The organism is Nocardioides sp. zg-1228 (assembly GCF_017086465.1).
In the GTDB taxonomy this organism is placed as follows: Bacteria; Actinomycetota; Actinomycetes; order Propionibacteriales; family Nocardioidaceae; genus Nocardioides.
Map to the genome: position 1 here is coordinate 2,230,016 of NZ_CP070961.1, position 26,853 is coordinate 2,256,868.

General features: G+C 71.5%; 28 protein-coding genes. 5 read left to right on the forward strand and 23 right to left on the reverse strand.

Annotation, left to right across the window (positions count from 1 at the left end; genetic code table 11):
• Window positions 1-15: 15 nt before the first annotated feature.
• Entirely contained in the window at window positions 16-1,005 is a 990-nt protein-coding gene (moaA, locus tag JX575_RS10695) for a GTP 3',8-cyclase MoaA (protein ID WP_186342558.1), read from the reverse strand.
• A gap of 78 nt (window positions 1,006-1,083) precedes the next feature.
• On the opposite strand from moaA, the gene JX575_RS10700 reads away from it, so the two are divergent.
• Window positions 1,084-1,956: an SURF1 family protein gene (locus tag JX575_RS10700; RefSeq protein WP_222129814.1), complete on the forward strand. Its 873-nt coding sequence runs from the start codon at window positions 1,084-1,086 to the stop codon at window positions 1,954-1,956.
• Here the strand turns inward: JX575_RS10700 and JX575_RS10705 are convergent.
• The 3 genes from JX575_RS10705 to JX575_RS10715 form a co-directional block, all read right to left on the reverse strand.
• Window positions 1,953-3,842, reverse strand: a complete 1,890-nt coding sequence (locus JX575_RS10705; protein ID WP_206054368.1) for an ABC transporter ATP-binding protein — start codon at window positions 3,840-3,842, stop codon at window positions 1,953-1,955. The two genes, JX575_RS10700 and JX575_RS10705, sit on opposite strands and share 4 nt — an antisense overlap.
• A gap of 92 nt (window positions 3,843-3,934) precedes the next feature.
• Window positions 3,935-4,720, reverse strand: a complete 786-nt coding sequence (locus tag JX575_RS10710; protein ID WP_186342560.1) for an enoyl-CoA hydratase/isomerase family protein — start codon at window positions 4,718-4,720, stop codon at window positions 3,935-3,937.
• Window positions 4,721-4,893: 173 nt separating this feature from the next.
• Window positions 4,894-6,492 carry an ABC-F family ATP-binding cassette domain-containing protein gene (locus JX575_RS10715; RefSeq protein ID WP_186342561.1) on the reverse strand — a complete coding sequence of 533 codons (1,599 nt, stop codon included), beginning with the start codon at window positions 6,490-6,492 and terminating at the stop codon, window positions 4,894-4,896.
• A 109-nt stretch (window positions 6,493-6,601) separates the two neighbouring features.
• Here JX575_RS10715 and JX575_RS10720 point away from each other — a divergent pair, with 109 nt between their 5' ends.
• The 3 genes from JX575_RS10720 (at window position 6,602) to JX575_RS10730 (ending at window position 10,223) form a co-directional block, all read left to right on the forward strand.
• Entirely contained in the window at window positions 6,602-7,540 is a 939-nt protein-coding gene (locus JX575_RS10720) for a neutral zinc metallopeptidase (RefSeq protein WP_186342562.1), read from the forward strand.
• Window positions 7,541-7,630: 90 nt separating this feature from the next.
• A complete protein-coding gene (locus tag JX575_RS10725; protein ID WP_186342563.1) occupies window positions 7,631-8,209 on the forward strand; it encodes a DinB family protein in 579 nt (192 codons plus the stop codon).
• A gap of 1,153 nt (window positions 8,210-9,362) precedes the next feature.
• Window positions 9,363-10,223, forward strand: a complete 861-nt coding sequence (locus tag JX575_RS10730) for a hypothetical protein (RefSeq protein ID WP_186342564.1) — start codon at window positions 9,363-9,365, stop codon at window positions 10,221-10,223.
• Here JX575_RS10730 and JX575_RS10735 read toward each other — a convergent pair.
• The 11 genes from JX575_RS10735 to JX575_RS10785 form a co-directional block, all read right to left on the reverse strand.
• Window positions 10,217-11,032: an aminoglycoside phosphotransferase family protein gene (locus JX575_RS10735; protein ID WP_186342565.1), complete on the reverse strand. Its 816-nt coding sequence runs from the start codon at window positions 11,030-11,032 to the stop codon at window positions 10,217-10,219. The genes JX575_RS10730 and JX575_RS10735 overlap by 7 nt on opposite strands.
• Window positions 11,033-11,081: 49 nt before the next feature.
• Window positions 11,082-12,011 carry a phosphotransferase gene (locus tag JX575_RS10740; protein ID WP_186342566.1) on the reverse strand — a complete coding sequence of 310 codons (930 nt, stop codon included), beginning with the start codon at window positions 12,009-12,011 and terminating at the stop codon, window positions 11,082-11,084.
• Window positions 12,012-12,021: 10 nt separating this feature from the next.
• A complete protein-coding gene (locus tag JX575_RS10745) occupies window positions 12,022-13,599 on the reverse strand; it encodes an ABC transporter permease (protein ID WP_186342567.1) in 1,578 nt (525 codons plus the stop codon).
• Window positions 13,596-14,513: an ABC transporter ATP-binding protein gene (locus JX575_RS10750; RefSeq protein ID WP_186342568.1), complete on the reverse strand. Its 918-nt coding sequence runs from the start codon at window positions 14,511-14,513 to the stop codon at window positions 13,596-13,598. The genes JX575_RS10745 and JX575_RS10750 overlap by 4 nt, the downstream gene beginning before the upstream one ends.
• Before the next feature lie 33 nt (window positions 14,514-14,546).
• Window positions 14,547-15,152: an acVLRF1 family peptidyl-tRNA hydrolase gene (locus tag JX575_RS10755; protein ID WP_186342569.1), complete on the reverse strand. Its 606-nt coding sequence runs from the start codon at window positions 15,150-15,152 to the stop codon at window positions 14,547-14,549.
• A gap of 20 nt (window positions 15,153-15,172) precedes the next feature.
• Window positions 15,173-15,415: a helix-turn-helix transcriptional regulator gene (locus tag JX575_RS10760; protein ID WP_186342570.1), complete on the reverse strand. Its 243-nt coding sequence runs from the start codon at window positions 15,413-15,415 to the stop codon at window positions 15,173-15,175.
• Complete coding sequence (locus JX575_RS10765; RefSeq protein WP_186342571.1) at window positions 15,412-16,287, reverse strand: ABC transporter permease; 876 nt, start codon at window positions 16,285-16,287, stop codon at window positions 15,412-15,414. The genes JX575_RS10760 and JX575_RS10765 overlap by 4 nt, the downstream gene beginning before the upstream one ends.
• 1 nt (window position 16,288) lies before the next feature.
• Window positions 16,289-17,215 (reverse strand): ABC transporter ATP-binding protein, encoded by a 927-nt coding sequence (locus JX575_RS10770; RefSeq protein WP_186342572.1) that lies wholly within the window; start codon window positions 17,213-17,215, stop codon window positions 16,289-16,291.
• Between the two features lie 73 nt (window positions 17,216-17,288).
• Window positions 17,289-17,834 (reverse strand): NYN domain-containing protein, encoded by a 546-nt coding sequence (locus JX575_RS10775; protein ID WP_186342573.1) that lies wholly within the window; start codon window positions 17,832-17,834, stop codon window positions 17,289-17,291.
• Between the two features lie 54 nt (window positions 17,835-17,888).
• The gene (locus JX575_RS10780; protein WP_186342574.1) at window positions 17,889-18,272 is read right to left on the reverse strand and encodes a hypothetical protein; all 384 of its coding nucleotides are present in this window, start codon (window positions 18,270-18,272) and stop codon (window positions 17,889-17,891) included.
• A gap of 18 nt (window positions 18,273-18,290) precedes the next feature.
• Window positions 18,291-19,073: an aminoglycoside adenylyltransferase domain-containing protein gene (locus JX575_RS10785; protein WP_186342575.1), complete on the reverse strand. Its 783-nt coding sequence runs from the start codon at window positions 19,071-19,073 to the stop codon at window positions 18,291-18,293.
• A gap of 147 nt (window positions 19,074-19,220) precedes the next feature.
• Here JX575_RS10785 and JX575_RS10790 point away from each other — a divergent pair, with 147 nt between their 5' ends.
• A complete protein-coding gene (locus JX575_RS10790; RefSeq protein ID WP_186342576.1) occupies window positions 19,221-20,177 on the forward strand; it encodes a superoxide dismutase in 957 nt (318 codons plus the stop codon).
• 9 nt (window positions 20,178-20,186) lie between these two features.
• Here JX575_RS10790 and JX575_RS10795 read toward each other — a convergent pair whose 3' ends face one another.
• From JX575_RS10795 to JX575_RS10830, 8 genes are all read right to left on the reverse strand, one after another.
• A complete protein-coding gene (locus JX575_RS10795; protein WP_186342577.1) occupies window positions 20,187-20,582 on the reverse strand; it encodes a metal-sulfur cluster assembly factor in 396 nt (131 codons plus the stop codon).
• A complete protein-coding gene (gene sufU, locus JX575_RS10800; protein ID WP_186342578.1) occupies window positions 20,579-21,034 on the reverse strand; it encodes a Fe-S cluster assembly sulfur transfer protein SufU in 456 nt (151 codons plus the stop codon). Before sufU ends, JX575_RS10795 begins: the two co-directional genes overlap by 4 nt.
• 1 nt (window position 21,035) lies before the next feature.
• A complete protein-coding gene (locus JX575_RS10805) occupies window positions 21,036-22,262 on the reverse strand; it encodes a cysteine desulfurase (protein WP_222129819.1) in 1,227 nt (408 codons plus the stop codon).
• A gap of 79 nt (window positions 22,263-22,341) precedes the next feature.
• Complete coding sequence (sufC, locus tag JX575_RS10810) at window positions 22,342-23,100, reverse strand: Fe-S cluster assembly ATPase SufC (protein WP_186342580.1); 759 nt, start codon at window positions 23,098-23,100, stop codon at window positions 22,342-22,344.
• Window positions 23,097-23,432: a non-heme iron oxygenase ferredoxin subunit gene (locus tag JX575_RS10815; protein WP_186342581.1), complete on the reverse strand. Its 336-nt coding sequence runs from the start codon at window positions 23,430-23,432 to the stop codon at window positions 23,097-23,099. The genes sufC and JX575_RS10815 overlap by 4 nt, the downstream gene beginning before the upstream one ends.
• Entirely contained in the window at window positions 23,432-24,652 is a 1,221-nt protein-coding gene (gene sufD, locus JX575_RS10820; RefSeq protein ID WP_186342582.1) for a Fe-S cluster assembly protein SufD, read from the reverse strand. The genes JX575_RS10815 and sufD overlap by 1 nt, the downstream gene beginning before the upstream one ends.
• A gap of 43 nt (window positions 24,653-24,695) precedes the next feature.
• Window positions 24,696-26,123, reverse strand: coding sequence for a Fe-S cluster assembly protein SufB (sufB, locus tag JX575_RS10825; protein WP_186342583.1), 1,428 nt, complete (start codon window positions 26,121-26,123; stop codon window positions 24,696-24,698).
• Window positions 26,120-26,842, reverse strand: coding sequence for a metalloregulator ArsR/SmtB family transcription factor (locus tag JX575_RS10830; protein ID WP_313960528.1), 723 nt, complete (start codon window positions 26,840-26,842; stop codon window positions 26,120-26,122). The genes sufB and JX575_RS10830 overlap by 4 nt, the downstream gene beginning before the upstream one ends.
• Window positions 26,843-26,853: the final 11 nt, after the last annotated feature.

Consider the following 26,853-nt stretch of genomic DNA (forward strand, 5'->3'; position numbering starts at 1 on the left):
GGGAGTGCCCGGCGCTCAGCCCCCGATGGCGGACATCGGGCGGTCGGGCTGGAGGAAGGTCTCGTCGTCGATGCCGTGCCCGGCACGCTTGCCGAGCATCGCGATGACCCAGCGCTCCGCGATCTCCTCGTCGCCGGCGCCCGAGCGCAGCGCCGTGCGCAGGTCGGACTCCTCGCGGGCGAAGAGGCAGTTGCGCACCTGACCGTCGGCGGTCAGCCGGACGCGGTCGCAGTGGCCGCAGAACGGACGGGTCACCGAGGCGATGATCCCGACGGTCGCCGGGCCGCCGTCGACGTCGAACAGCTCGGCCGGCGCGCTGCCCCGCGGCTCACCGTGGGGGGTCAGCGAGAACTCGGCGGACAGCGCCTGGTGGATCTCGTCGGCGGTGACCATCGCGGCCCGGCTCCAGTCGTGCTGGGCGTCGAGCGGCATCTGCTCGATGAAGCGGAGCTCGTAGCCATGGGCGACGCTCCACCGCAGCAGCTCGGCGGCCTGGTCGTCGTTGGTGCCGCGCAGCAGCACCGCGTTGAGCTTGATCGGGCCAAGCCCCGCGGCCTTGGCCGCCTCGAGACCGGCGACGACGTCGGTGAGGCGGTCGCGGCGGGTGATCGTCGCGAAGGTCTCCGGTCGCACCGAGTCGATGCTGGCGTTGATGCGGTCGAGCCCCGCCTCGGCGAGGGCGACGGCGGTGCGCGAGAGCCCGAGGGCGTTGGTGGTGAGCGACGTCTCGACGCCGAGGGCGTGCGTACGCGCGACGATGTCGACCAGGCCGCGCCGCAGCAGCGGCTCACCGCCGGTGAACCGCACCTCGCGGATGCCGAGCCGCTCCACGCCGATCGTGATGAGCCGGACGACCTCGTCGTCGCTGAGCGTCTGCTCCGTGGGCAGCCAGTCGAGCCCCTCGGCCGGCATGCAGTAGTTGCAGCGGAGGTTGCAGCGGTCGGTCAACGAGACCCTCAGGTCCGTGGCCACGCGGCCGAAGCGGTCAGCGAGGGGTGTCGTCATCGTCACAGTCTACCGACGCGCTCCGCACCACCCCCGGAACGCTCAGGACGCGCCGGATAGCCTCGCCGCGTGCACAAGATGCGGTTCCTGGTCTCACGCCGCTGGATCGCCTTCGCGCTCGTCGTCGTCTTCCTGGCCTGGGTCGCGTGGCGGCTCGGCGAGTGGCAGTTCCACCGCCTCGAGGACCGCCAGGAGCGCAACGACGTCATCCAGCGCAACGAGAAGGCGGGCCCCTCCCCGGTCACCGACGTGCTGGCCCCGGGCCGGTCGGTGGCCAAGGAGGACGAGTGGCGCATCGTGGAGGCCACCGGCACCTACGCCGTCGAGGACACCGTGATCGTGCGCTACCGCACGCGCGAGGGCGCCGCCGGCGTCGACGTCGTGGTGCCGCTCGAGCTCGAGGACGGCTCCAGCCTGCTCGTCGACCGCGGCTGGTACGCCACCGACAACCGCGGCGCCACCACCGCCGACGTCCCCGAGCCGCCGTCCGGCGAGGTCGAGGTGACCGGCTGGGTGCGCAGCGACGCCGAGGGCGACAGCGCGGAGGTCACCGACCAGTCGACCCGCGCCGTCAACAGCAGCCGCATCGCCGAGGCGCTCGGCCGCGAGGTGCTCGGCGGCTGGGTCGACCTGCGCTCGGAGTCGCCGGAGCCCGAGACACCGCTCGTGCCGGTCGAGCTGCCCGAGCTCGACAACGGGCCGCACTTCTTCTACGGCCTGCAGTGGTGGTTCTTCGGGGCGCTGGCCATCTTCGGGTTCTTCTACCTCATCTACGACGAGTGGCGCGGCGGCCGCGGCCCCTGGGGCAGCAACGAGTCACCCGCGCCGGAGCCGACCGGCACCGAGCGTGCGCAGCCGGCGCAGCCCGCCCGCGCCCGCCGACGTACGTGGCGCGACCGGCTCGACCAGGACGACGCGGAGGACCGCGCCGACCAGCCGGAGCACCGCTAGCCGGGCGTGGGCACGGCCCGGTCGGCCTGGAACTGCGTCGCGTGGAGCGTGGCGTAGAGGCCACCGGCAGCCATCAGCTCGGCGTGGGTGCCCTGCTGCACGACCCGGCCGTCGTCGAGGACCAGGATCTGGTCGGCGTTGCGGACCGTGGAGAGCCGGTGGGCGATCACGAGGGACGTACGCCCCTCCAGCGCGGCGTCGAGCGCCTGCTGCACCGCCGCCTCGGACTCGCTGTCGAGGTGGGCGGTGGCCTCGTCGAGCACCACGATGGCCGGGGCCTTGAGCAGCAGGCGCGCGATCGCGAGCCGCTGCCGCTCCCCGCCGCTGAGGCGGTAGCCCCGGTCGCCGACGACGGTGTCGAGCCCGTCGGGCAGCGAGCGCACCAGCGTGGCGATCTGCGCCGCCTCGAGGGCCGCCCACACCTCGTCGTCGCTCGCCTCGGGGCGCGCGTAGACCAGGTTGGCGCGGATGGTGTCGTGGAACATGTGGGCGTCCTGGGTGACGTAGCCGACCACGTCCTCCAGCGACTCGAGGGTCACGTCGCGCACGTCGTGGCCGCCGACGCGCACCGCGCCGGACTCGACGTCGTAGAGCCGGGCCACGAGGTGCGTCACGGTCGTCTTGCCGGCACCGGACGGACCGACGAGCGCGACCATCTGTCCCGGCTCGGCGGTGAACGTGACGTCGTGGAGCACCTGGCCGGTGTCGCGCGACTCGGTGCGCGCGACGGTCTCCAGCGAGGCGAGGGAGATCTGGTCGGCGCGCGGGTAGGTGAAGGCGACGTGGTCGAACTCCAGGCGGGACGCCGTCGGCGGCAGCACGACCGCGTCCGGCTTCTCCTGGATCAGCGACGGCAGGTCGAGCACCTCGAAGACGCGGTCGAAGCTGACGAGGGCCGTCATCACGTCGATGCGGACGTTGGAGAGGCCCTGGAGGGGACCGAGCAGCCGGGTGAGCAGGACGCCGAGTGCGACGATCGTGCCGACCGACAGGTCGCCGCGGATGGCGAGCCAGCCGCCGATGCCGTAGACGAGCGCGGTGGCGAGGGACGGCACCAGCATCATCGCGGCGAAGAAGATGCGGGTCAGCAGGGAGATCCGGATGCCGAGGTCGCGGACGACCGCGGCCTTCTGCGCGTAGGCGACGTCCTCCACCTCGCGCCGGCCGAAGAGCTTGAGCAGCATCGCCCCGCCGACGTTGAAGCGCTCGGTCATGGCGTTGCCGAGGTCGGCGTTGCCGTCCATCTGCTCGCGCGACAGGTCGGCCAGGCGGTTGCCCACCCAGCGCGAGGCCAGCAGCAGGATCGGGAAGAGCGCCAGGCACAGCAGCGTCACCGGCCAGCTCAGGAAGAGCATCGTGACGCCGACCACCACGGCGGCGATGATGTTGGAGACGGTGCCCTGGAGCGTGGAGGTGAACGCCCGCTGCGCACCGATGACGTCGTTGTTGAGCCGGCTGACGAGGGCCCCGGTCTGGGTGCGGGTGAAGAACGCGAGCGACTGGCGCTGCACGTGGGCGAAGACACGGGTGCGGAGGTCGTAGATCAGTCCCTCGCCGATGCGGCTCGACAGCCAGCCGGTGATCAGGCCGAACCCGGCGCTCACCACCGCCACGACGGCCACGAGGGCCGCCAGCAGCACCACGAGCGAGGTGTCACCGGTGCTCACGCCGTCGTCGATGATCGCCTTGAGCAGCAGCGGCGGCGCCACGACCAGGGCGGCGTCGAGGACGGTCACGGCCAGGAACGCGACGATCAGCCTGCGGTGCGGACGGGCGAAGGCGACCACCCGGCGCAGCGTGCTGCGCTCGATCTTGTTGTCGACGACGCTCCGGTCACTGCGCAGGTGTCGCCACGGCGGGCCACCCGCACCCGGTCCCATCGACATGCAAACTCCTCCTGAGGTCCACCCGCGTCAACCCGCGACGGGGCCTGATTGTTCCTCGCGCCGCCGACACCGCAGTCGGCGGTCGGCGGGCGTCAGCCCGCGAACGCCGCCGCGACCGCGCGGAACCGGCGTACCTGCGCCTCGCGCTCCAGGCGGCGCTGCTCGTCGAGGTCGCGGTCGGCAGCACCCTGCAGCAGCGCCTTGGTCTCGCTGAGCACCCCCGGCATCGGGGCGACCAGTGCAGCCGCCAGGTCGGCGACGGCGCCGTCCAGCTCGGCCGCCGGGACGCACGCCGTGGCGAGCCCGATGCGCGCCGCCTCCTCCCCCGTCACGACGCGCGCGGTCGCGCAGAGCTCCAGCGCCCGGGCGTACCCGACGTGCTCGACCAGGGGCTTGGTGCCGGTGAGGTCGGGCACGAGCCCGAGCGCCGACTCCTTCATCGACAGCTTGGCGTCGTCGGCGACCACGCGGAGGTCGCACGACAGCGCCAGCTGGAAGCCGGCGCCGATGGCGTGGCCGCGCACCTTCGCGATCGAGACGAAGCGCGGGTCGCGCAGCCACGTGAAGCCGCGCTGGAACTCCTCGATCCGCGCGGACGCCTCCTCGTCGCTGAGTGCCAGCAGCCCCAGCACGGTGCCCTCGCCGGAGTTGGCAGGGTCGAGCATCGCCCGGTCCAGACCCGCGGAGAACGTCTCGCCCTCCCCCGTGACCACCACGACCCGGACCTCCGCGGGCAGCGAGGCGCCCAGCTCGGCGAGGGCCAGCCACATGGCCGGCGTCTGCGCGTTGCGCACCTCGGGCCGGTCGAGGGTGATCGTGGCGACGGCGTCGACGACGTCGAGGCGGAGGCCGACCGCGGCGAGCTCTTCGGGAGTCATGCCGTCAGGTTACTACTCGTCAGTAACGTCCGGGCGGGCGTACGCGGCCGGCCCGTGCCCGACTTGTGGGGGGAGTCTGACACTCGGAGGGGGTTGCAACGGCCTCCAGGTGTCGGAGTCCCCGCTCGAGCGGGGACTCAGACAGACACGACGACGGCCCGGCAGGGGGCCGGTCAGGCGAGGGACACCAGGTCGGCGTAGTCGTCGCTCCAGAGGTCCTCGTCGCCGTCGGGCAGCAGGAGCACCCGGTCGGGGTCGAGCGCGCGCACCGCGCCCTCGTCGTGGGTGACCAGGACGATCGCGCCGGTGTAGCTGCGGATCGCGTGGAGCACCTCCTCGCGAGAGGCGGGGTCGAGGTTGTTGGTGGGCTCGTCGAGCAGCAGCACGTTGGCGCTGGAGACCACCAGGATCGCGAGCGCGAGCCGGGTCTTCTCCCCGCCCGAGAGCACGCCCGCGGGCTTGTGGGCGTCGTCGCCGGAGAAGAGGAACGACCCGAGCACCGAGCGCGCCTGGGTGTCGGTGAGCTCCGGGGCGGCGCCGTGCATGTTCTCCAGCACCGTCCGGTTGACGTCGAGCGTCTCGTGCTCCTGGGCGTAGTAGCCCATCTTGAGCCCGTAGCCGGGCACGACCTCGCCGGTGTCGGGCTTGTCGACCCCGGCCAGGATGCGCAGCATCGTGGTCTTGCCGGCGCCGTTGAGGCCCAGGATCACCACGCGGCTGCCCCGGTCGATCGCCAGGTCGACGGCGGTGAAGACCTCGAGCGAGCCGTAGGACTTCGACAGGTCCTTGCCCATCAGCGGGGTCTTGCCGCAGGGGGCGGGATCGGGGAACGCGATCCGGGCGACCTTGTCGGCCTGCCGCTCGGTCTCGATGCCGGCCATCATCTTCTCGGCGCGCTTGAGCATCGACTGCGCGGCCTGCGCCTTGGTGGCCTTGGCGCGCATCTTGTTGGCCTGGTCGGTGAGCACCTTGGCCTTGTTCTCGGCGTTCTGGCGCTCGCGGCGACGACGCTTCTCGTCGTCCTCGCGCTGGGTCAGGTAGTTGTGCCAGCCCATGTTGTAGATGTCGATCACCGCGCGGTTGGCGTCGAGGTGGAACACCTTGTTGACCGTCGCCTCGAGCAGCGCGTTGTCGTGGCTGATCACCACGAACCCGCCACGGTGCGCCTTGAGGAAGTCACGCAGCCAGACGATCGAGTCGGCGTCGAGGTGGTTGGTCGGCTCGTCGAGCAGCATGATCTCGGCGCCGGAGAAGAGGATGCGGGCGAGCTCGACCCGGCGTCGCTGGCCGCCGGAGAGGGTGCCGATCGGCTGGGCGAGCAGGCGCTCCTCGATGCCGAGCGCCGCCGCCATCTGGGCGGCCTCGGACTCCGCGGCGTAGCCGCCGCCCGCGTGCAGCTCGGCGTCGGCGCGGGTCCACCGCTTCATGCCGCGTTCGTGCGTGCGGGGGTCCTCGCTGGCCATGTCGATCTCGGCCTCGCGCAGGCGGCGTACGACGTCGTCGAGGCCGCGGGCCGACAGGATGCGGTCGCGGGCGAGCACCTGGGGGTCACCGACGCGGGGGTCCTGCGGGAGGTAGCCGACGTCGCCGGTGCGCAGGACCTGGCCCGAGGCGGGCTGGCCCTCGCCGGCGAGGATACGGGTGAGGGTCGTCTTGCCGGCTCCGTTGCGCCCCACGAGGCCCACCTTGTCGCCTGCGGCGATGCGGAAGGTGACGTCCTCCATGAGGAGTCGCGCGCCGGCTCGGACCTCGAGCTTCTGGGCGGTGATCATCTCGGGCGCCATCCTACGAAGGGGTGAGGGTCGCAGCCCCATCGGCGAGGCAGGCGCTAACCTCCCCGGAGGTCGATCCGACCGTCTCGACCGCTCGAAAGGCACGTCCATGCGCTTCAACCCCAAGGCCGACATCAGCAGGGGCCGGGTCAGCGACGCGGGCCGCGGCGGTGGCCGCGGTGGCGCCGCCGGCGGCGGGATGCGGATGCCGCTCCCGGGCGGCGCCCGGGCCGGCGGCGGCATCGGGGGCATCCTGATCGTCGTGCTGTTCGTGGTGCTCACCCAGTGCACCGGCCTGATGTCGGACGGCGGCGGGGGCACCGGCTCCCAGGGCCAGGCCCAGCCCGAGGGCATCGACACGGGCGACGAGCGCTACGCCAACTGCCGCACCGGCGCCGACGCCAACGAGGACCCCGACTGCGCGCGCGTGGCCGTGACGCTGTCGCTGGAGAGCTACTGGGCCGACACCCTGCCCGAGCAGGCCGGCACGGAGCTCTCCCCCGCGGCCATCAACACGTTCTCCGGCGCCGTGTCGACCGGCTGCGGCGAGGCGTCGTCGCAGGTGGGCCCGTTCTACTGCCCGCCCGACCAGCAGATCTACCTCGACACCACCTTCTTCGACGACGTCCTCCAGGGCCAGCTCGGCGGGCAGGGCGGCGACTTCGTCGAGCCCTACGTGCTCGGCCACGAGTACGGCCACCACATCCAGAACCTGATGGGCACGATGGGCAAGGTCCGCACGCAGAAGGGCCCCGACTCCGACGCCGTCCGGCTCGAGTTGCAGGCCGACTGCTACGCCGGCATGTGGACCCGCGACGCCAGCGACGGCGACGGCATCCTCACCGACCTCGACCAGGGCGACATCGAGGAGGCGCTCGACTCGGCGAAGGCCGTCGGTGACGACCGCATCCAGCAGAAGTCGGGCCAGGGCGTGGACCCCGAGGGGTGGACCCACGGGTCGGCCGCCCAGCGGATGGCGTGGTTCACCCGCGGCTACGAGGAGGGCACCCTCGAGGCGTGCGACACCTTCTCGGCCAGCAGGCTCTGACCGGCGCCTCCCCAACGGTGATCCACTCATCCCGAGGTGCGGGCGGGAGTTGCGACCGGATCAGGCACACCAGTGGCAAGGTGTTGTCTCGTGGACGACACGGCAGCGAAGACCAACCTGCACAACTACTTGAAGCACGAGCGCCAAGCGGTGCTTGCCAAGTTGGAAGGGCTCTCTGAGTACGACGCCCGCCGCCCGCTCACCGTCACCGGGACCAACCTGCTCGGCCTGGTGAAACACCTGGCGACGTGGGAGGCGAGGTATCTCGGCGAGGTGTTCGACCGGCCATTCCCAGAACCGCTGCCGCGGTGGGATGTCGAGGCAGACCGTCTCGCCGACATGTGGGCGACCGAGGACGAGTCGCGCCAGGCAGTCGTCGACCGCTACCAGCGGGTCTGGGCGCACAGCGACGTCACCGTGGGCTCGCTCGCCCTGGACGACACAGGCCGTGTGCCCTGGTGGGGGAACGCCGAGGTTCCTCTGCTCAACGTGCTTGTCCACCTGCTCGCCGAGACCAGCCGGCATGCCGGCCACGCTGACATCCTGCGCGAACAGCTCGACGGTGCCTTCGGGACCGACGCCGAGGCGATGGCCGAGCAACAGCACGACGCCGCCTTCTGGACGGAGCGGCGAGAGAAGATCGAGGCTGCCGCCAGGTCTGCGGGCTGACCTTTCACCGCCGGCCCCGTGCAAGGATCTGCCGCGCTCAGCTCAACCGGATCTGTCGGTGAGCCGACGTACGTCGGAGCACTGCTACTCCCCCTTTCGGTGTGCGAGCCGTCCCAGTCGGCCCGGGTCAGCTCGTAGTGCACCTCGCCGTGCTGCCAGCCCGCAATCTGCTTCCTTTCCTGAGAGGCCGCCCGCGACGCGTTCTGCGTCATCCCCAACTTCTCGAGCACTCGACGTGAGCCGGTGTTCGCCGCCATCGTGGAGGCGAAGACCCGGTCTACGTCTCGGCACGAGAACGCTTGGCGGATCATGGCCTGGGCGCCCTCCGTGGCAAGTCCGCGTCCCCACCCCGTAGAGCTCAGCCGGTAGCCGATGCCGGAGATCTCGGTACGTCCTTCAAACGCTGACGCCGACCACCAGCCCACGAAGCCGTTCGCGTCGAACCCGACCCAGTATCCGAGTCCACGCGCTGCGTCACTCTGATGGTCAAGCCGCTGCCGCCACTCAGCGGCGGTCTCCTCGGGGGTCGCGCAACGCCCGCGAATGTAGGTCATGACGACCGGATCGGAGTTCAGGTCGATCATCAGATCCAAGATCCCCGGCTCCGACGGGTCGAAGCACGAGGCGGTTGGTCGACAGCGAGGGAAACACGCACCGTTCGGTTGCTCCGTCGACCATCCGGCGACCCTAGCGGGACTCGTCCTGTCCCCGCTGCGCCATCTCCGAAACCTCCGCCCACGCCACTGTGGGTCGCGGATGCCCGTCTACGCGTTCACCTCATGCACACCGGCGATAGTCCGAAGGCGTCTACGGTGAGAGTCAGGCCAGCGGATGATCGCGGTCGCTCATCGGGGGAAGGGAGGCGCGGGTGTTGCGAACTGCGCTTTCCTGCACGCTCATGACCGTCCTCGTGGCGTGCAGCACCTCCGTCGACGAGACGGAGGAGCTGCCGAGGTCGGGACCCGCAGACACAGCGCAGCGACCCACTGCGGCGCCGGAGGCCTTCGTGTCGAACCGTGCGCCAGCGCCGAGGGCGCAGATGTCTCCACGCGACTGGAGCCGCGTCGCTTGGGAGGATGGCAGCCGCAGGGTCGCACCTGAGGCAGCCGCAGAGTTGCCGAGTGTCCTGGAGGACCCTGCGCGGGCGCAGATGGTGTACCACCCCACCGAACGGCTCAGTGACCGCGCGGGATGGGCCGGGGAACGCCTCCTCTTCCTCGGTGTGGACGACCGCTGGCGCAGCCTGGCCATGGACGGCCTGGGCCTCGCAGAGGAGTCATGGCCGGGCCCGGACACCTACGGGTCCGGCTCCCTGTCCCGCGACGGAAGCCTGTGGGCAGCACAGACTCACCGCGGTGTGGTCCTGCTCGACCTGACCAGCGGCGACGTTCGACACGTGTCCTTTCCGGCAAGCCACCCCCATGTCGTGCGCGTGGACTGGATACCGGGCAAGGACGTCGTGTCCGCCTACGCGGCCCCTCCGGAGTCGTCCGACTACGGCACCTTCCACATCGACGCAGCGGGCCGCGTGACGCCTGCCCGATACCCGGGGTGGCGCACCAGATTCGACGTTGACGGCACACCGACCGAGATCATCGGTGCAACACATGAGGGACTGATGGTGAAGCGATGGACCGGCGACGGTGTTTCGTCGAGGACCGTCGCTCCCGGTGCGAAGGTCCCGCGCCCAATGCGCCGTCATGCGTTCGGGGTGTTCAGCACCAGCCACCTCGCGCTCCACGCCGCCCGCCGCGAATGGCCGAGCCGCGCACCGGCACAGGTCTGGGTGCTGGACAAGAGCACGGGAGCGATGGGCGCGCGGCTACAAGTCCCGGCGACGAGCAGCCTGGTCGGGTGGACGGACGACGACACACTTCGGCTGCTCATCGCGAACCGCCGGCTCGTCGACTGGGAGCCGCGCACCGGGGACCTCAGACGAGTCCTGGACCTGACCGGCCCGTACCCCGCCGCTGGCGAGTGGGCCGCCGCGACAGTCGCCATCCCGTCTCACTGACGCCCGCTGCCCTCGAGCAGGCGGAGCAGGTGCCGGGACTGGTCCTCGGTCGAACCGGTGGGGTTGCGGCCCCAGCCGGCGTTTCCCGGCAGGAGCATGGCGAGCCAGAAAGCGGCGAAGAACGGACGGTGCTGCTCGACACGGCGGCGTTGCGACTCGCTGAGGAATATCGCCTCGATCAAGGCGTCGGCCTCCAACCGATTCTCCAGCCTGGATGAAGCGTGTTCCACAATGTCGGCCACCTCGTAGGCCAGATCAGAGACGCCGTATTCCTCCCAGTCGATTAGCCGACAGGTCTCGCCATCCCACAGCACGTTGTCGAGGTTGCCGTCCCCGAGAGCGATGACGGGATCGACGATCCATCCTTCGGAGAACAGGTGCTGGTCCAGCCAGAGCCGGGCCGACTCAACCGCTTCACGAACCAGCCCAGCGTCCTGGCATTCCGACCAGTCGTACTCTTCGGCCAGCCATTGCTTGAAGCGCCGAGAGAAGCCGAGTGGGTCATTCGCGCGCACCGCCAAGCCTGGCGGCACAGGCACGTCGAACAGCCTTCGCAGCGCCCGTGCGAGAGCCTGCGTCTGCGCACCGGTGATCTCGCCAGCCAACGGGGCGCCTGGGACTCGCGACATGACAATAGTGGGGCGGCCGCCAACCTCGGTGCGCGCAATGGGTGATGGCGCGAGACCCGGCGCATAGGCGCTGAGGTGCTTCAGCGCACCCCATTCCCTTTCTGGCTCGTCTAGCGACCACGACACGAATGTCTTGCGCACCTGGTTCTGGCCAACCTCGACGTCATGAGTGTGCGGCATCCACCGAACGCTACTGTCCATGACGCCGGCCGCCGGTCCTGACCGCGCCTCAACGGTCGTCGAGCAGCGCCTCGATCTGCGCGACCTGGCGCTGCATCGAGTGGATGTAGGGCGCCACGCTGGGGTGGCGGAACTTCCCGGCCAGGGCGCCCTCGCCGTCGGCGACGCGGGCGAGCGCCCAGTCGAGCCGGGTGAGCGCGGTGTAGACGGCCATCACCCGGGCGCCGGTGACCACGTCGGCACGGCTCGCGAGCCCGGGAGGGAGCGCGTCGACGTACGCCTCCACGAGGGGGTCGATGTCCTCGCGGGTGGCCAGCGAGAGGTAGCCCAGGTCGGCGCCCACCGGTCCCCGGCCCAGGTGCGCCCAGTCGATCGCCACCGCGCCGTCGCCGTCGCGGCCCGGGATGTTGCCCGCCGACGGGTCGCCGTGCTGCGCGACCTGGGGCAGCGCGTCGCAGCGGTCCAGCCAGCTCGTGCGACGAGCCCAGAGGTGGTCGGCGATGTCGGCGACGGGGGTGCGGGCCAGCGTGCGCCAGCCGCCGCGGCGCTCGACCAGGCGCAGCCGGCTGCGCAGCTGGTCGCGAGCCAGCCAGGCGTGGCCGCCGAGGTCGACCGCGGCGAACCGGCCCAGACAGGCCGCCAGCCACAGGCCCGGCGGGTCGGCGGTCGCGACCCGCTCGTGCACGAGGGTGATGCCCTCCTCGTCCTCCTCCACCCGCACGACGGGGGCCTCGCGGAGTCCGGGCGAGTCGGCCACCACCCCGCTCAGGGCGACGTCGGCGGCGCGGCGCCAGTAGTTGACGTCGGCCGGCACGAGGACGCCCGGAGCATCGTGCGGGTCGGGCCTGCCGAGCCGCTTCACCACGACCTCGCGACCGCGGTGGGTCGCGGCCCAGAGCCCCACGGTCGCCGGGCCCGCTCCCGACAGCCGCTGCCACCCGGGCTCGGGCTGCCAGACCGCCGCGGTCGACCCGTCCATGCGCGCGAACCTAGCGCACCTCGACGTCGCGGCGGCCGAAGAGCAGGTGCCCCGCGGCGCTCAGCGCGCCCGCGACGACGAGCAGGGCCAGGAACGGGCCCCACCGGAAGTCCTCGGCCGGCACGAGGGCGAGGTGGTGGAAGGGCGAGAGGTCCTGCAGCCACTCGGGCATCCGGAGCAGCTCGCCGAAGAGCATCACGACCACGGCGAACAGCAGCGCCAGCCAGGCCAGCGACGCGAGGCGGGGGCGGAGGCCGAAGAGCAGGCGCGCCAGCGCGCTCATCACCAGGACCGGCGCGAGGTAGGGCAGGGAGGCGACGAGATAGGTGCCGGTCGCAGCCGAGTCGCCGGTCGTCAGGGCGTAGCCGACCCCGAGCCCCACACCGGCGGCCGTGACCACGACCGCCGAGCCGACGACGGTCAGCACGGTCTGGGCGACCAGCCAGCGACGCCGGGACAGCCCGGTCGCCAGCAGCACCTCGACGACCCCGGTGGCCTCGTCGTGGCGCGGGCGGAGGGCCGTCGAGACGGCGTATCCGCACGCCATCAGGCCCAGCATCAGAATCGAGGTGGCGTAGAAGCCGTCGACGAGGTCGGCGCTGCCGCGGGCGAGGATCTCCTCGGTGGCGGCCGAGTCGCCGAGCACGTCGCCGACGTCGCTGCCCAGCGACCCGTAGGCCATCCCGGTGAGCAGCAGCCCGAGGCCCCACGCCGCGAGCGTGCCGCGCTGGAGCCGCCAGGCCAGGCCGAGGGGCGTGCCGAGCCGTGGCCCGGCCCTCGTCGGACCGGGGCGGTCGGCGAGCACCCCGGCGCCGTGGTCGCGGTGGTCGAAGGCCCACACCGCGGCCACCACGGTGACCGCGCCCGCTGCGGCGAGCAGCAGCAGCGGCCACCACCGGAGGCCGGAGAAGGCGTGCATCGCCTGGTACCACCCGATCGGCGAGAGCCAGGTGAGCGCGGGCGATCCGACGTCGCCGATCGCCCGCAGCACGAACGCGGCGCCGATCACCGCACCGGTGAGCCCGTACGCCGCCCGCGGGCCGGACGTGAGCTGGGCCGCGAGCAGGGCGACCGCGGCGAACACCAGGCCGACGGCCGCGAGCCCGACGCCCAGGGCGACCGAGTCGGCGACGGCAAGCGGGAAGGCGACCAGGCTGGCGGCCACCAGCGCGCCGGTCAGGACGTTGGCCGTCACGGCGACCACCAGCGTCGCCGCGGTGGGCGCGGCGCGGCCGACCGCGGCCGCCCGCAGCAGCTCGTCGCGACCGGACTCCTCCTCGGCCCGCGTGTGCCGCACGACCAGGAACATCGACATCAACCCGGCGCAGATCGCGCCGAACGCCGTCGCCTGCCACGCGACCTGGCCACCCACGGTGTCCAGCGCCCGGGCCGGTCCGGCCATCGCGACGAAGGCGGCGTTGCCGTCCATCGCCGCGGCGGCCCGGTCGAGCTCCTCCTGCGTGGCGTAGAGCCCTCCGACGCTGACCGCCTGCGACCAGTAGAGGAGCGTGATGCCGGCCGACCAGGCGAGGATCATCCACCGGTCGCGCCGCAGGAAGTGGCGCAGCAGCGCCAGCGTTCCCGTCACGGCGCCCGCTCCGGCCCCGCGTGCGCGGAGACGTCGTCGCCGTAGTGGCGCAGGAACATCTCCTCGAGCGTCGGCGGGGTCGCGGTGAGGCTCACGAGGCCGGCGTCCTGCAGGGCGGCGAGCGCGCCGGGCAGCGCCGCGGAGTCGACCTCGAAGGCGACCCGCTGCCCCTCGGCGGCCAGGTCGTGCACGCCACCCATCCCGGCCAGCCGGTCCACCGGGCGGGTGGTCTCCGCGCGCACCGTCGTCCGGGTGAGGTGCCGCAGCTCGGCGAGCGTGCCGGACTCCACGCAGCGACCGGCCCGGATGATGCTCACCCGGTCACACAGCCGCTCCACCTCGGCCAGGATGTGGCTCGACAGCAGCACGGTGCCGCCTGCGGAGCGGAACTCCTCGACGCACTGCTGGAACACCGCCTCCATCAACGGGTCCAGGCCGCTGGTGGGCTCGTCGAGGAGCAACAGCTCGACGTCGCTGGCGAGGGCCGCGACCAGGGCCACCTTCTGCCGGTTGCCCTTGGAGTAGGTGCGGCCCTTCTTCGACGGATCGAGCTCGAAGCGCTCGACCAGGTCGGCCCGACGCCGCTCGTCGACGCCTCCACGCAGCCTGCCGAGCAGGTCGATGACCTCGCCACCGGTGAGGCTCGGCCACAGCGTCACGTCGCCCGGGACGTACGCCAGCCTCCGGTGCAGCCGGGCGGCGTCGGCCCACGGGTCGCCGCCGAGCAGCCGGGCCTCCCCCGCTGTGGCGCGGAGCAGCCCGAGCAGCACCCGGATCGTGGTCGACTTCCCCGACCCGTTGGGCCCCAGGAAGCCGTGCACCTCCCCGGCCGCCACGTCGAGGTCGAGCCCGTCGAGGGCCCGGGTGCTGCCGAAGGTCTTGACCAGTCCCCGGACCTCGATCGGAGTGCTCACACTCACGGAGGATAGGCGCGTCGCGGCGGCGCGTCAGGCGTTGACGACGTCGACCTCGATCGCCTGGGCCTCCAGGACCGCCGCGTCGAGGACCGCCCGCCGCGGGTCGGGCACCGCGAGCCACGGGTCGACGAGGGTGAGCGACGAGAGCCGCGGGTCGCCCAGGACCGCGTCGACCGCGCCACGGTCGCCGCCGGCGACGGCGACGCGCACCCCGGCCAGGATCCGCGCGGCGTGGTCGGCCGCGGCCTCGTAGGCCTGCCGCGCCTGGTTGTCGCGACGGCGGGCGAAGCGCTGCTGGCTCTGGCCGCCGGCCTTGGTGCGGCCCTGCACGTGCCGCTGCCCGATCTTGTGCTCGACCAGCGAGTCACCGCGCAGCCGGGCGACGGCGAAGCCGCCCTTGCGCACGAGCAGCACGCCCCACTCCCCCGGCGGGCGGGCCGCCGCCGCGAAGGCACCGGCCTCGGGGACGCCGGCGTACGTCGCCCCGAACGGCAGCCGGGCGGTGAAGTGCGAGCCGTCGCCCGCCTGTCCCCGGAGCGTCCCGTCGGCGACCGTCAGCTCCGCCCCGCCGTGGCGCGCGGTGAAGTTGGCGACCCACCGCTCCCAGCGGGGGGTCGGGACGAGGACGACGGGCACGCCCGCACGCTAGCGGGCCGTCACGCGCTGTGCCCGGACTGGTCGCTGATGCGGGGGAACGGTCTCAGCGAGAAGACCGCCTCCACTGGCACGCCGAAGAACTCGGCGATGCGCAGCGCGAGGTCGAGGCTGGGACTGTTCTCGCCGCGCTCGAGGTAGCCCACCGTCTGGTAGTGGACCCCCAGGGCGGAGGCGAGCTCACGGCGGGAGACGCCCTGCTCGGCGCGCAGCAGGGCGATGCGGTTGTGCACCGACTCGCTCACTTGACCCACTGGGTGGCGGCCTCGCGTGCGGCGGCGACCTGCGAGCCCGACTGGCGGCGTGCCATGCGGCGCAGCAGCGCCGGGGCGACGAGGGCGCCGAGGACTGCCCAGGCGCCGAGCACGGCGACCGTCTCGGCCGTGCGCCACGAGTCGCCGAGCTCGGCGCCGACGTAGGAGTCGGGCAGGAACGCCGAGCGCATGCCCAGGCCCATCCAGTACATCGGGAAGACCTGCGCCACGACCTGCACCCAGCCCCACAGCGCCTGCATGGGGTAGAAGATGCCGGAGATGCCGGCCAGCACCATCACCGGGAGCATCCCCCACATGCCGACCTTCTGCGCCGACGGGACCAGCGCGCCGATCATCATGCCGATCGGCAGCGCGGCCAGGAGACCCAGCACCATCACCCAGGCGAGGGTGAACCAGCCGCTCGGGTGGGCCATGAGGTTGTCGAAGAGCAGGAAGCTCGGCACCAGCACGGCGACCGTCTGCGGCACCAGGCTCGCAGAGTGGAGCACGAGCTGCCCGGCGAAGTAGCCCGTCAGGCCACGCGGCACGGCCTTCGCGCGCAGCAGGGTGCCGTCCTCCTTCTCCATGGCCAGGCTGTAGGCCGGACCCACGATCAGTCCGAAGACGATGAGGCCGCCGAGGATGCTGGGCAGGGCGACCGACGGCAGCAGCAGGCCGGAGCCGTCGACCACGGTGTCGCGACGCAGGTAGAGGTAGCCCACGGCGAGGGCCGCCGTGGAGAGGTAGAACCACTGGTCCTGGGAGCTGCGCAGGCCCTGGACGAACTCGGTCCACCCGCGACCCAGCCCGAGGCGTACGGCGTGCGCCGTGCCGGCCGTCGCCCGTGTCGTCAGCGTCGCCATCTCACACCGCCCTCGAGAATGCCCGGACGGCCTCGTCGGCCTCCCCCGCCTCGTGCCGTTGCACGAGGTCGAGGTAGGCATCCTCGAGACTGGCCCGCCGCACCTCCAGGTCGACCACCGGCTCACCCGGCTCGTTGAGGAGCCTGCGGACGAAGTCGGTGGGGTCGTCGGCGGAGTGCACGAAGCGCTCACCTCCGCGCGTCCACTTCACCTCGACCCCGAGCGCGGCGCGCAACGCCAGCCGCTCGGCCGTGTCGTCGGCGACGATCCGGCCGCCCGCGAGCACCAGGACGCGGTCGGCGAGCTTCTCCGCCTCGTCGAGGTCATGGGTGGTCAGCAGGATCGTGGTGTGCTCGAGGTCGGCCAGGCGGTGCACGACCTGGTGGAAGTCGCGTCGCGCCTGCGGGTCGAAGCCGGCCGTCGGCTCGTCGAGGAACAGCACCTCGGGGCGGCCGATGATGCCCATGGCGACGTCGAGGCGGCGACGCTGGCCCCCGGAGAAGGTGGCGATCTTCTGGTCGGCGAGGTCGACGAGGCCTACCGTCTCGAGGAGCTCGTCGGTCGGCACCGGTCGCGTCCGCTCGTCCGTGGAGTAGGGCGCGTAGTAGCCGCCCATCTGGTCGAGCAGCGTGCGGGGGGTCCAGCGCGGGTGGTCGCGCCACGACTGCAGCACCACGCCCGTACGCGCCCGCCATGCCTCGCTCGCCCGTCGGGGGTCCTCACCGAGGACGCGGACGTCGCCGGCGGACCGGTCGCGGAACCCCTCCAGGATCTCGATGGTCGTGGTCTTGCCCGCCCCGTTGGGACCGAGCAGGCAGACCACCTCGCCCGCCTCGATCGCGAACCCGACGCCGCGCAGCACGTCCTTGTCGCCGTAGCGCATCCGGAGGTCGCTGACCTCGATGACCGTCCCCCGTGTGGTGTCCATCACCCGAAGATAGTCCTCGTGCTATGGAGATAGCAAGAGTGCTACATGCACGATCTCGAGGCCCGAGCCGGGCTCAGAGGAAGTCGAGCGGGTCGAACTGGTCGATCGGGATCACCCGCACCCGCGGGAGCGGGGAGTTGAAGGCACCGAGGTCGTACTCGAGGTCGAAGATCCGCACGCCGGGGAGGCTGCGGAACTGCGAGTTGACGAACTCGGTGAACCCGATGACGCCGACCTGCCGGCTGCCGTCGCACAACGCGGAGACCTGGTCGACGAAGTCGCCGTCGTGACTGACCAGCACCACGTCGGCCTCGCGGTGCACCAGCGCCTCGGCGGTGCGCTGGATCGCGATGTCGACGATCTTGCCCTCGCCGCTCAGCGGGATCGGCTTGAAGCCGATCGCGAGCAGCGCCTGGACGAAGCTGGTCGGCAGCTCGGTGCTCGCGGCCAGGAAGAACAGGCCGGTCACGTCCTGGTCGAAGGCACGCTCGGCCCACTCCAGCAGCCGGTCCCAGCGCGGACGCTCCTCCGGACGCGGTCGCCGACCCAGGATCGAGGTGCCCAGGGTGGCGTCGATGTTCTCCCCGTCGACGAGGAGGTAGGTCATCCGCTCAGCCATGCGAGGACTCTCCCACACGACTCCCCCGCACCCGTGGGCGAGCAGCGTGTGGGCTCAGGCGCTGTAGACGACCGTGAAGGACTCGACGACGTCGTCGCCCGACTGCGTCACGTCGGAGACCTGGACGAGCGCCCGCGGCTTCCCCGACCCGTCGCACAGGATCGAGAGCACGCCGACCTCCGGCAGCTCGCCGGCGTACTCCTCGGCGGGGGCGGTCGTCGCGCCCTTCTCGTCGGCGAGCACCTGCGCGACGAACGCGTCGGACTCCCCCGCCGTCTCGCCGTAGGCCCAGGCGGGCGGCGGCACCGACTCCAGCGCGGTGGGGCCGAAGTAGGTCGGCGCCGCGTTGAGCTTGGCGTGGAAGCGGGCGAGGTCCCAGAAGACGCGCAGCTCCTCGTGGTCGAAGTCGGTCTCGGACGGGTCGACCTCGGGTTGCATGCCCCGAAGGGTAGCGAGTCAGGCAACGCGCGCGACGTACGCCGCGAACTCGCGCGCCGCCTCCATCGACCCGGGCCGCGGCGGCGCCTGCGGGTCGAGCCCCTGGTCGCGGTCGGCCAGCACCTGCTGCAGCAGCGGCCGCCACCTCGGGTCACCGTGCACCATCGCCCAGCGCAGCGCGTCGCGCTTGCTGGCCACCTCGCCGGTGCGGACCGTGTAGAGGCTACGACTGGCCTGCACCACCAGGTAGCGCTGGCACCACGCGACCCTCGGCGGGCACCAGCCGAGCACCTCGTCGACCAGCGTCGCCAGGCCCGCGCGCGCCGCGTCGCGCAGCACCTCCTCGGGCACCGGCTCGACCAGCCCGACCGGGCACGGCCCGGCCAGCGTGATGCCGTGCTCGCGCAGGATCCAGCGGGTCCATGGCTGGTTGCAGTGCGTCGACCACTCCATCCGGTCCGACCCGTGGTCGACGTAGAGCCACTCGCGGCCGAGGCCCGCCGTCGTGCGCAGGTCGACCGCCACCGCGTACGAGCCCTCGAGGTGCCCCCACCAGAAGCCGTCGCGGTGGGGCAGGTCGTGGTGGAGGCGCCGCAGCGCGGCCTCCTGCGTGGCGTCGGGCCGCGCGCTCACCACGACGAGGAAGTCGCAATCGCTGTGCTCGTCCCCCGCGCCGAGGGCGAACGAGCCCTGCAGGTAGGCACCGACCAGCGCGTCGCCCAGCGCGTCGTGGGCGCCGGTGACGAGGTCGTGCAGCACGCCGTTGAGCAGGGCGTAGCGCGTGGGATGGGGGTTGAGCACGGTTGGAGTGTGCGCCTGCCCGCGTCCCGCCGCCACGCAATATCAGGGTCGCCGACCACGGCCGACGCGGGAGTGGCAGGGCCGGGTCCGGGTCCGCCCACCATGGCGGGGCTACGGTCGAAGGTCTCACCTACTCGGAGGTCCACCATGGGTCGTCTGCTCGTCTCCGGCGCCGCTGCTCTGCTCGGCCTGACCGTGCTCACCACGCCGCCCGCCGCGGCCCGGGCCGTGCCCCTCGACGGCACCTTCCCCTCCCGCATCGCACTGCCGGACGGCTTCCAGCCCGAGGGGATCGCGATCGGACCGGGACCGACGGCCTGGTTCGGCTCGAGGGCAGACGGCGACATCTACGAGGTGTCGCTGCGCACCGGCCGGGGCACGGTCATCAGCGAGGGACCCGGCACGCCGTCGGTGGGGCTGAAGTCCGACCGCAGGGGCCTGTTGTACGTCGCCGGCGGCACGTCCGGCACGGCCCGGGTCGTCGACACCGACACCGGAGCCGTGGTGGCGGACCTCGCCCTGACCGCCGGGCCTGCGTTCGTCAACGACGTCGTCCTGACCCGGGATGCCGCCTGGTTCACCGACTCCTCCCAACCGCAGCTCTACCGGCTCGGCCGCAGTGCGCGGGGACCCGCCGCCACGGCGACCACCCTCCCGCTCACCGGCGAGTGGGTGCAGGGCACGGGCTTCGGGGCCAACGGCATCAGCACCACGCCGAGCGGTCGCCATCTCCTCGTGGTCAACTCGACCAGCGGGCTGCTCTACCGGGTCGACCCCGGCACCGGGGTGGCCACCGAGGTCGACCTGGGTGGCGCGTCGCTCACGATGGGCGACGGCATGCTGCGCCACGGCCAGACCCTCTACGTCGTGCGCAACCGGATCAACGAGGTCGCCGTCCTGCGCCTGTCACGCAGCGGGCTCAGCGGTCGGCTGGTCCGCACGATCACCGCCGCGGACCTCGACGACGACACCAGCTTCGACGTGCCGACCACGGTCGCCCGCTACCGCGGCGACCTCTACCTGCCCAACGCGCGGTTCAACACCACGCCGACACCGACGACGCCCTACTGGGTGACGAAGGTGTCGGCGCGGGCCGGCAGCTGAGCGGCGGCCTCAGACGTTGAAGCCGAGCGCGCGCAGCTGCTCGCGCCCGTCGTCGGTGATCTTGTCCGGGCCCCACGGCGGCATCCAGACCCAGTTGATCGCGACGTCGCCGACGAGGCCCTCGAGGGCCGACTCGGTCTGGTCGGTGATGACGTCGGTCAGCGGGCAGGCCGCCGAGGTGAGGGTCATGTCGAGCACGGCGTTGCTGTGCTCGTCGAGGTGCACGCCGTAGACCAGGCCGAGGTCGACGACGTTGATCCCCAGCTCAGGGTCGACGACGTCCTTCATCGCCTCGGTGACGTCGTCGACGGTGACCGTCGACGTGCCGCCGGTCCCGCCGCCACCGATGGCCTCGGGCACCTCGGGCAGGTCGCTGTGGTCGGTCTGGTGGGTGGACTCGGTCATCGGGTCACTCCTTCGGTCTGGGCCTGGCTGGTCGCGTCCTTCCACGCCATCCAGGAGAGCAGCGCGCACTTCACGCGCGCGGGGAACTTGGCGACACCGGCGAAGGCGATGCCGTCCTCGAGGACGTCCTCGTCGGGCTCGACCTGACCCTTGCCCTGCATCAGCTCGAGGAAGGTCTGGTGGATCGTCATCGCCTCGTCGACCGGCCGGCCGATCACCAGGTCGGTCATCACGGACGCCGACGCCTGCGAGATCGAGCAGCCGACCGAGTCGTACGACACGTCCTCCACCACCCCGTCCGACAGGTGCACCCGCAGGGTGACCTCGTCGCCGCAGGTCGGGTTGACGTGGTGCACCTCGGCCTCGAAGGGGTCGCGCAGGCCCTTGTGGTGAGGGTTCTTGTAGTGGTCCAGGATGATCTCCTGGTAGAGCGCGTCGAGCTCGGTGCTCATCTCAACCCACCTTGAAGTAGCTGCGGGTGTGGTGGAGGCCCTCGACCAGCGCGTCGATCTCGGCGGGGGTCGTGTAGAGGTAGGACGACATCCGCGTCGAGCTCTGCACCCCGAACCGCGCGTGCGCCGGCTTGGCGCAGTGGTGCCCGGCCCGCACGGCGACGCCGCGCGAGTCGAGGACCTGGGCGATGTCGTGCGGGTGCACGCCCTCGAGCTCGAAGGCGATCGCGCCGCCGCGGTCGGCCGCGTCGAGCGGACCGAGGACGGTCAGGCCCGGGACGGTCTGCAGGCCCTCGAGGGCGTAGGCCGTGATCGCCTGCTCGTGGCGGTGGACGGAGTCCAGGCCGATGTGACGGAGGTAGTCGACGGCCGCGCCGAGCCCGACCGCCTCGACGATCGGCGGGGTGCCGGCCTCGAAGCGGTGGGGCGCCTTGGCGTACGTCGAGCGCGCCATGGTCACGGTCTCGATCATCTCGCCGCCGCCGTGGAAGGGCGGAAGCTCGTTGAGCAGCTCCTCGCGCCCCCACAGCACGCCGATGCCGGTCGGGCCGCAGACCTTGTGGCCGGTGAAGACCAGGAAGTCGCACCCGGTCGCCTGGACGTCCACGGGCAGCTGGGGCGCCGCCTGCGAGGCGTCGATCACCGACACGGCTCCGACCGCTCGGGCGCGCGCCACCAGGTCGGTGACCGGGTTGATCGTGCCGAGCATGTTGGAGACCCAGGTGAAGGCGACCACCTTGGTGTGCTCGTCGACCAGCCGGTCGGCGTCGGTCATGTCGAGCCGGCCGTCGTCGGTCAGCCCGAACCAGCGCAGCTCGGCGCCGGCGCGCTCGCAGGCGAGCTGCCACGACACGATGTTGGAGTGGTGCTCCATCTCCGTGATGACGACATTGTCGCCGGGGCCGAGCTCGATGGTGCGGGCCAGCAGGTTGAGCGCCTCGGTCGCGTTCTTGGTGAAGACGACCTCGTTGCGCGAGGGCGCGTTGAGGAACGTCGCCACCTGGTCGCGCGCCGCCTCGTAGGCCTCGGTCGACTCGGCGCCGAGCTGGTGCATCGCCCGGGCGATGTTGGCGTTGTGCCGCTCGAGGTGGTCGACCATCGTGTCGATGACGATCTGCGGCTTCTGCGAGGTGTTGGCGCTGTCGAGGTAGACCAGCGGCACTCCGCCCGCGAGCGTGCGCTCGAGGATCGGGAAGTCCTTGCGGATCACGTCGAGATCCGGAAGCAGTCCTTCCATGTCGTACCCCTTTCGGGCGGTGGGCGCACCGTGCTGGTCACGGCGGAGGGTGGAGGGTGCGGGGTGCCGCTCAGCGCGCCGCGGTGACGTAGCGGTCGTAGCCCTCGGCCTCGAGCTGGTCGGCGAGCTCCTTGCCGCCGGACTCGGCCACCTTGCCGTCGACGAACACGTGGACGTAGTCGGGCTCGATGTAGCGCAGGATGCGGGTGTAGTGGGTGATCAGCAGGACACCCTTGCCCTCGCGGCCGCGGAACCGGTTGACGCCCTCGGCGACGATCTTGAGCGCGTCGATGTCGAGGCCGGAGTCGGTCTCGTCGAGCACCGCGACCTTGGGGTCGAGCAGCTCGAGCTGGGCGATCTCGTGGCGCTTCTTCTCGCCGCCGGAGAAGCCCTCGTTGACGCTGCGGGTGCCGAAGGACGAGTCGAGGTTGAGCCGCTCGAGGGCGCCGTTGACGTCCTTGACCCACGTGCGCAGCTTGGGGGCCTCGCCGTCGATGGCGGTCTTGGCGGTGCGCAGGAAGTTGGACACCGAGACGCCGGGGACCTCGACGGGGTACTGCATGGCGAGGAACAGGCCGGCGCGGGCGCGCTCGTCGACGGAGAGCGACAGCACGTCCTGGCCGTCCAGCGTCACCGAGCCGCCGGTGATCGTGTACTTGGGGTGGCCGGCGATGGAGTAGGCCAGCGTCGACTTGCCGGAGCCGTTGGGCCCCATGATGGCGTGCGTCTCCCCGTCCATGATGGTGAGGGTGACGCCCTTGAGGATCTCCTTGGGGCCGTCCTCGGTGTCGACGGTGACGTGCAGGTCCTGGATGTCCAGCTTGCTCATGCGGGGGTGACTCCGTTCAGGGTGGTCTCGGTGTCGATGTACACGTCGGTGCCGCGTACCTCGATCGGGAAGGTGGCGACGGGCTCCGTCGCCGGCAGGTTGGTCGGCTTGCCGGTGCGCAGGTCGAACATCGACCCGTGCAGCCAGCACTCGATCTGGCAGTCGGCGACCTCGCCCTCGCTGAGCGCGACCGCGGCGTGGCTGCACTCGTTCTCCAGCGCGAAGACCTCGTCGCCGTTGCGGGCGACGACGATCTCGTAGCGCCCGAGGGTCACGGCGAGGCCCTGGTCGGCCGAGACCTCGTCGAGGGAGCAGGCGCGCTCGAACGCCATCAGGCCCCCGATGCGAAGGCGGCGAGCGAGCCGACGTCCTTGAGGACGTTCTTGGCGAGCTCGGCCTCGACGGTCGAGAGCAGGCGCTCCTCGATGGACGGCACGCCGACCTGGCGGATCAGGTCGTTGAAGAAGCCGTGCACGACCAGTCGCTGGGCCTCGGCCTCGGAGATGCCGCGGGACTGGAGGTAGAACAGCTGCTCGTCATCGAACCGCGCGGTGGCCGAGGCGTGGCCGGCGCCCTCGATCTCGCCGGTCTCGATCTCGAGGTTGGGGATCGAGTCGGCCCGGCAGCCGTCGGTGAGGACCAGGTTGCGGTTCTCCTCGTAGGTCTCGATCCCCTCGGCGATCTTGCGGATCAGCACGTTGCCGACCCACACGGTGTGCGCCTTCTCGCCCTGCAGCGCGCCCTTGTAGACGGCGTGGGACTTCGTGCGGGGGGCGGTGTGGTCGGCGAAGATCCGGTGCTCGATGTGCTGGCCGGCGTCGGCGAAGTAGAGGCCGAGCAGCTCGGCGGAGCCACCGGGACCGTCGTAGGTGACGTTGGCGTCCATCCGCACCAGGTCGCCGCCGAAGGAGATGGCGGCGTGCTTGTAGGTCGCGTCGCGACCCACGAGCGCCTGGTGGTGCGAGAGGTGGACGGCGTCGTCGGCCCAGTCCTGGATCGAGACGACGCTCGCCTCGGCGCCGTCGGCGACCACGACCTCGACCACGGCCGCGACCGCGGCCGAGCCGGTGTGGTTGAGCACGACGACGCCCTTGCTGTGGCGCCCGAACCGCAGCACGACGTGGGCACCGCTGGTGACGTCGGCGTCGGTGCCGTCGACCTCGAGGACGATCGGCTCCGTGGCCTCGACGTCGGCGGGCACGTCGACGAGCAGCGTGGCAGGCACGTCGGCGAGGACGCGGGCGGTGAACCGGGTGTTGGGCACCCAGCCGCTCACGCCGCGCAGCGCCGTGGCCTCGTCGCCGGTGACGACGCCCACGGAGACGCCCTCGGGCGCGGTCCAGGTGGCGTCGACGTTGCGCCCGTCGAGCGGGGCGTCGGCGTGCAGGCCCTTGAGCCGCTTGAGCGGCGTGAAGCGCCAGATCTCCTCGCGGCCGGTGGGGACCACGTGGTCGGCGACGGCGAACGAGCCGGCCGGGTGCAGGTGGCTCTCGACCCGGTCGGCGGGTGCCTGCTCCAGGGCGGAGCGGACGGAATCGGTGGTGACGGTCACTACATCTCTTTCTGGTACGTCGGACGAGGGCGGGCGGCGTCGATCAGCCGACCGCGCCCTCCATCTGCAGCTCGATCAGGCGGTTGAGCTCGAGGGCGTACTCCATCGGCAGCTCCTTGGCGATCGGCTCGACGAAGCCGCGCACGATCATCGCCATCGCCTCGTCCTCCTCCATGCCGCGCGACATGAGGTAGAAGAGCTGGTCGTCGGAGACCTTCGAGACGCTCGCCTCGTGGCCCATCGACACGTCGTCCTCGCGGATGTCGACGTAGGGGTAGGTGTCGCTGCGGCTGATCTGGTCGACCAGCAGCGCGTCGCAGAGCACGTTGGACTTCGAGCCGTAGGCGCCCTCGTTGACCTGGATCAGCCCGCGGTAGGACGTGCGCCCGCCGCCGCGCGCCACCGACTTGCTCAGGATCGAGCTCGAGGTGTGCGGCGCCGCGTGCACCATCTTGGCGCCGGCGTCCTGGTGCTGGCCCTCGCCCGCGAACGCGATCGAGAGCGTCTCGCCCTTGGCGTGCTCGCCCATCAGGTAGACGGCGGGGTACTTCATCGTCACCTTGGAGCCGATGTTGCCGTCGACCCACTCCATCGTCGCGCCGGCCTCGCAGGTGGCGCGCTTGGTGACGAGGTTGTAGACGTTGTTGGACCAGTTCTGGATGGTCGTGTAGCGGACCCGGGCGCCCTTCTTGACGATGATCTCCACGACGGCGGAGTGCAGCGAGTCGGAGGAGTAGATCGGCGCGGTGCAGCCCTCCACGTAGTGCACGTAGGAGTCCTCGTCGGCGATGATCAGCGTCCGCTCGAACTGGCCCATGTTCTCGGTGTTGATCCGGAAGTAGGCCTGGAGCGGGATGTCGACGTGGACGCCCTTGGGCACGTAGATGAACGATCCGCCCGACCACACCGAGGTGTTGAGCGCGGCGAACTTGTTGTCACCGACCGGGATGACGGTGCCGAAGTACTCCTTGAAGAGCTCCTCGTGCTCCTTCAGCGCGGTGTCGGTGTCGACGAAGATGACGCCCTTCTCCTCGAGGTCCTCGCGGATCGAGTGGTAGACGACCTCCGACTCGTACTGCGCGGCCACACCGGCGACGAGGCGCTGCTTCTCCGCCTCGGGGATGCCGAGCCTGTCGTAGGTGTTCTTGATGTCCTCGGGCAGGTCCTCCCACGAGGTGGCCTGCTTCTCCGAGGAGCGCACGAAGTACTTGATGTTGTCGAAGTCGATCGTCGACAGGTCGGAGCCCCACGTCGGCATCGGCTTGCGGTGGAAGAGCTTGAGGCCCTTCAGGCGCAGGTCGAGCATCCACTGCGGCTCGGACTTCTTGCCGGAGATGTCGCGTACGACGTCCTCGTTGAGGCCACGGGTCGCGGTCGCGCCGGCGTCGTCCTTGTCGGCCCACCCGAACTCGTAGCGGCCGATGCCCTTGAGCTCGGGGTTGAGGTCTTCGATGCTCAGGTTCTGGGTCATGCCTGCTCCTTTGTCGGGTCCGTCTCCGGGTCCGTCTTGAGGGTCTGGGGGATGCACGTGGTGCAGACGCCGTCGCCGTGGGCGATGGTCGCCAACCGCTGGACGTGGGTGCCGAGCACGGAGGCGATCGCCTCGGTCTCGGCCTCGCAGAGCTGCGGGAACTCGTGGGCGACGTGGGAGACCGGGCAGTGCTGCTGGCACAGCTGCTCCCCCACGCTGATGCCGCGGACGGGGGCGAGGTCGCGCACCGAGGCGGCGTAGCCGTTCTGGGTGAAGACCTGGGCGAGGGCCTCGGCGGGCGTGAGGTCGGGGTCGCCGGAGATGGCGGTGGCGTAGTCGCGCGCCACGAACGAGACCCGGCGCCGGGCGAACTCCACGACGGCGTCCTCGCCCTGCGTCTCGGCCAGGAACCGCAGCGCCTGCACGGCGAGGTCGTCGTACTGCTGGTCGAAGCTGTCGCGCCCGGCCTGCGTCAGGGCGAAGACCTTGGCGGGGCGCCCGCGCCCGCGGGTGCCGTAGACCTTCTGCTCGCGCGACTCCACGACTCCCTCGTCGGCGAGGTGGTCGAGGTGGCGGCGCACGGCGGCGGGCGTGAGGTCGAGGCGGAGCGCCAGGTCGGCGGCCGTGGACGGGCCGTTCTCGAGGATGGTGCGGGCCACGCGGTCGCGCGTGGGCGCATCGCCCTCACGCTGTCCGGTCGCCGTCCTCACGAATTCCACAACGCAAGTGT

Excerpts from the sequence above, each read along its gene's own strand:
- JX575_RS10780 (WP_186342574.1), bottom strand. The coding sequence starts at position 18,272 with ATGCAACCCGAGGTCGACCCGTCCGAGACCGACTTCGACCACGAGGAG.
- JX575_RS10770 (WP_186342572.1), bottom strand. The coding sequence starts at position 17,215 with ATGGACACCACACGGGGGACGGTCATCGAGGTCAGCGACCTCCGGATG.
- JX575_RS10710 (WP_186342560.1), bottom strand. The coding sequence starts at position 4,720 with ATGACTCCCGAAGAGCTCGCCGCGGTCGGCCTCCGCCTCGACGTCGTC.
- sufU (WP_186342578.1), bottom strand. The coding sequence starts at position 21,034 with ATGAGCACCGAGCTCGACGCGCTCTACCAGGAGATCATCCTGGACCAC.
- JX575_RS10775 (WP_186342573.1), bottom strand. The coding sequence starts at position 17,834 with ATGGCTGAGCGGATGACCTACCTCCTCGTCGACGGGGAGAACATCGAC.
- moaA (WP_186342558.1), bottom strand. The coding sequence starts at position 1,005 with ATGACGACACCCCTCGCTGACCGCTTCGGCCGCGTGGCCACGGACCTG.
- JX575_RS10815 (WP_186342581.1), bottom strand. The coding sequence starts at position 23,432 with ATGGCGTTCGAGCGCGCCTGCTCCCTCGACGAGGTCTCGGCCGACCAG.
- JX575_RS10795 (WP_186342577.1), bottom strand. The coding sequence starts at position 20,582 with ATGACCGAGTCCACCCACCAGACCGACCACAGCGACCTGCCCGAGGTG.
- JX575_RS10790 (WP_186342576.1), top strand. The coding sequence starts at position 19,221 with ATGGGTCGTCTGCTCGTCTCCGGCGCCGCTGCTCTGCTCGGCCTGACC.
- sufB (WP_186342583.1), bottom strand. The coding sequence starts at position 26,123 with ATGACCCAGAACCTGAGCATCGAAGACCTCAACCCCGAGCTCAAGGGC.
- JX575_RS10735 (WP_186342565.1), bottom strand. The coding sequence starts at position 11,032 with ATGCCGCACACTCATGACGTCGAGGTTGGCCAGAACCAGGTGCGCAAG.
- JX575_RS10765 (WP_186342571.1), bottom strand. The coding sequence starts at position 16,287 with ATGGCGACGCTGACGACACGGGCGACGGCCGGCACGGCGCACGCCGTA.
- JX575_RS10720 (WP_186342562.1), top strand. The coding sequence starts at position 6,602 with ATGCGCTTCAACCCCAAGGCCGACATCAGCAGGGGCCGGGTCAGCGAC.
- sufC (WP_186342580.1), bottom strand. The coding sequence starts at position 23,100 with ATGAGCAAGCTGGACATCCAGGACCTGCACGTCACCGTCGACACCGAG.
- JX575_RS10700 (WP_222129814.1), top strand. The coding sequence starts at position 1,084 with ATGCGGTTCCTGGTCTCACGCCGCTGGATCGCCTTCGCGCTCGTCGTC.
- JX575_RS10740 (WP_186342566.1), bottom strand. The coding sequence starts at position 12,011 with ATGGACGGGTCGACCGCGGCGGTCTGGCAGCCCGAGCCCGGGTGGCAG.
- JX575_RS10715 (WP_186342561.1), bottom strand. The coding sequence starts at position 6,492 with ATGATCACCGCCCAGAAGCTCGAGGTCCGAGCCGGCGCGCGACTCCTC.
- JX575_RS10705 (WP_206054368.1), bottom strand. The coding sequence starts at position 3,842 with ATGTCGATGGGACCGGGTGCGGGTGGCCCGCCGTGGCGACACCTGCGC.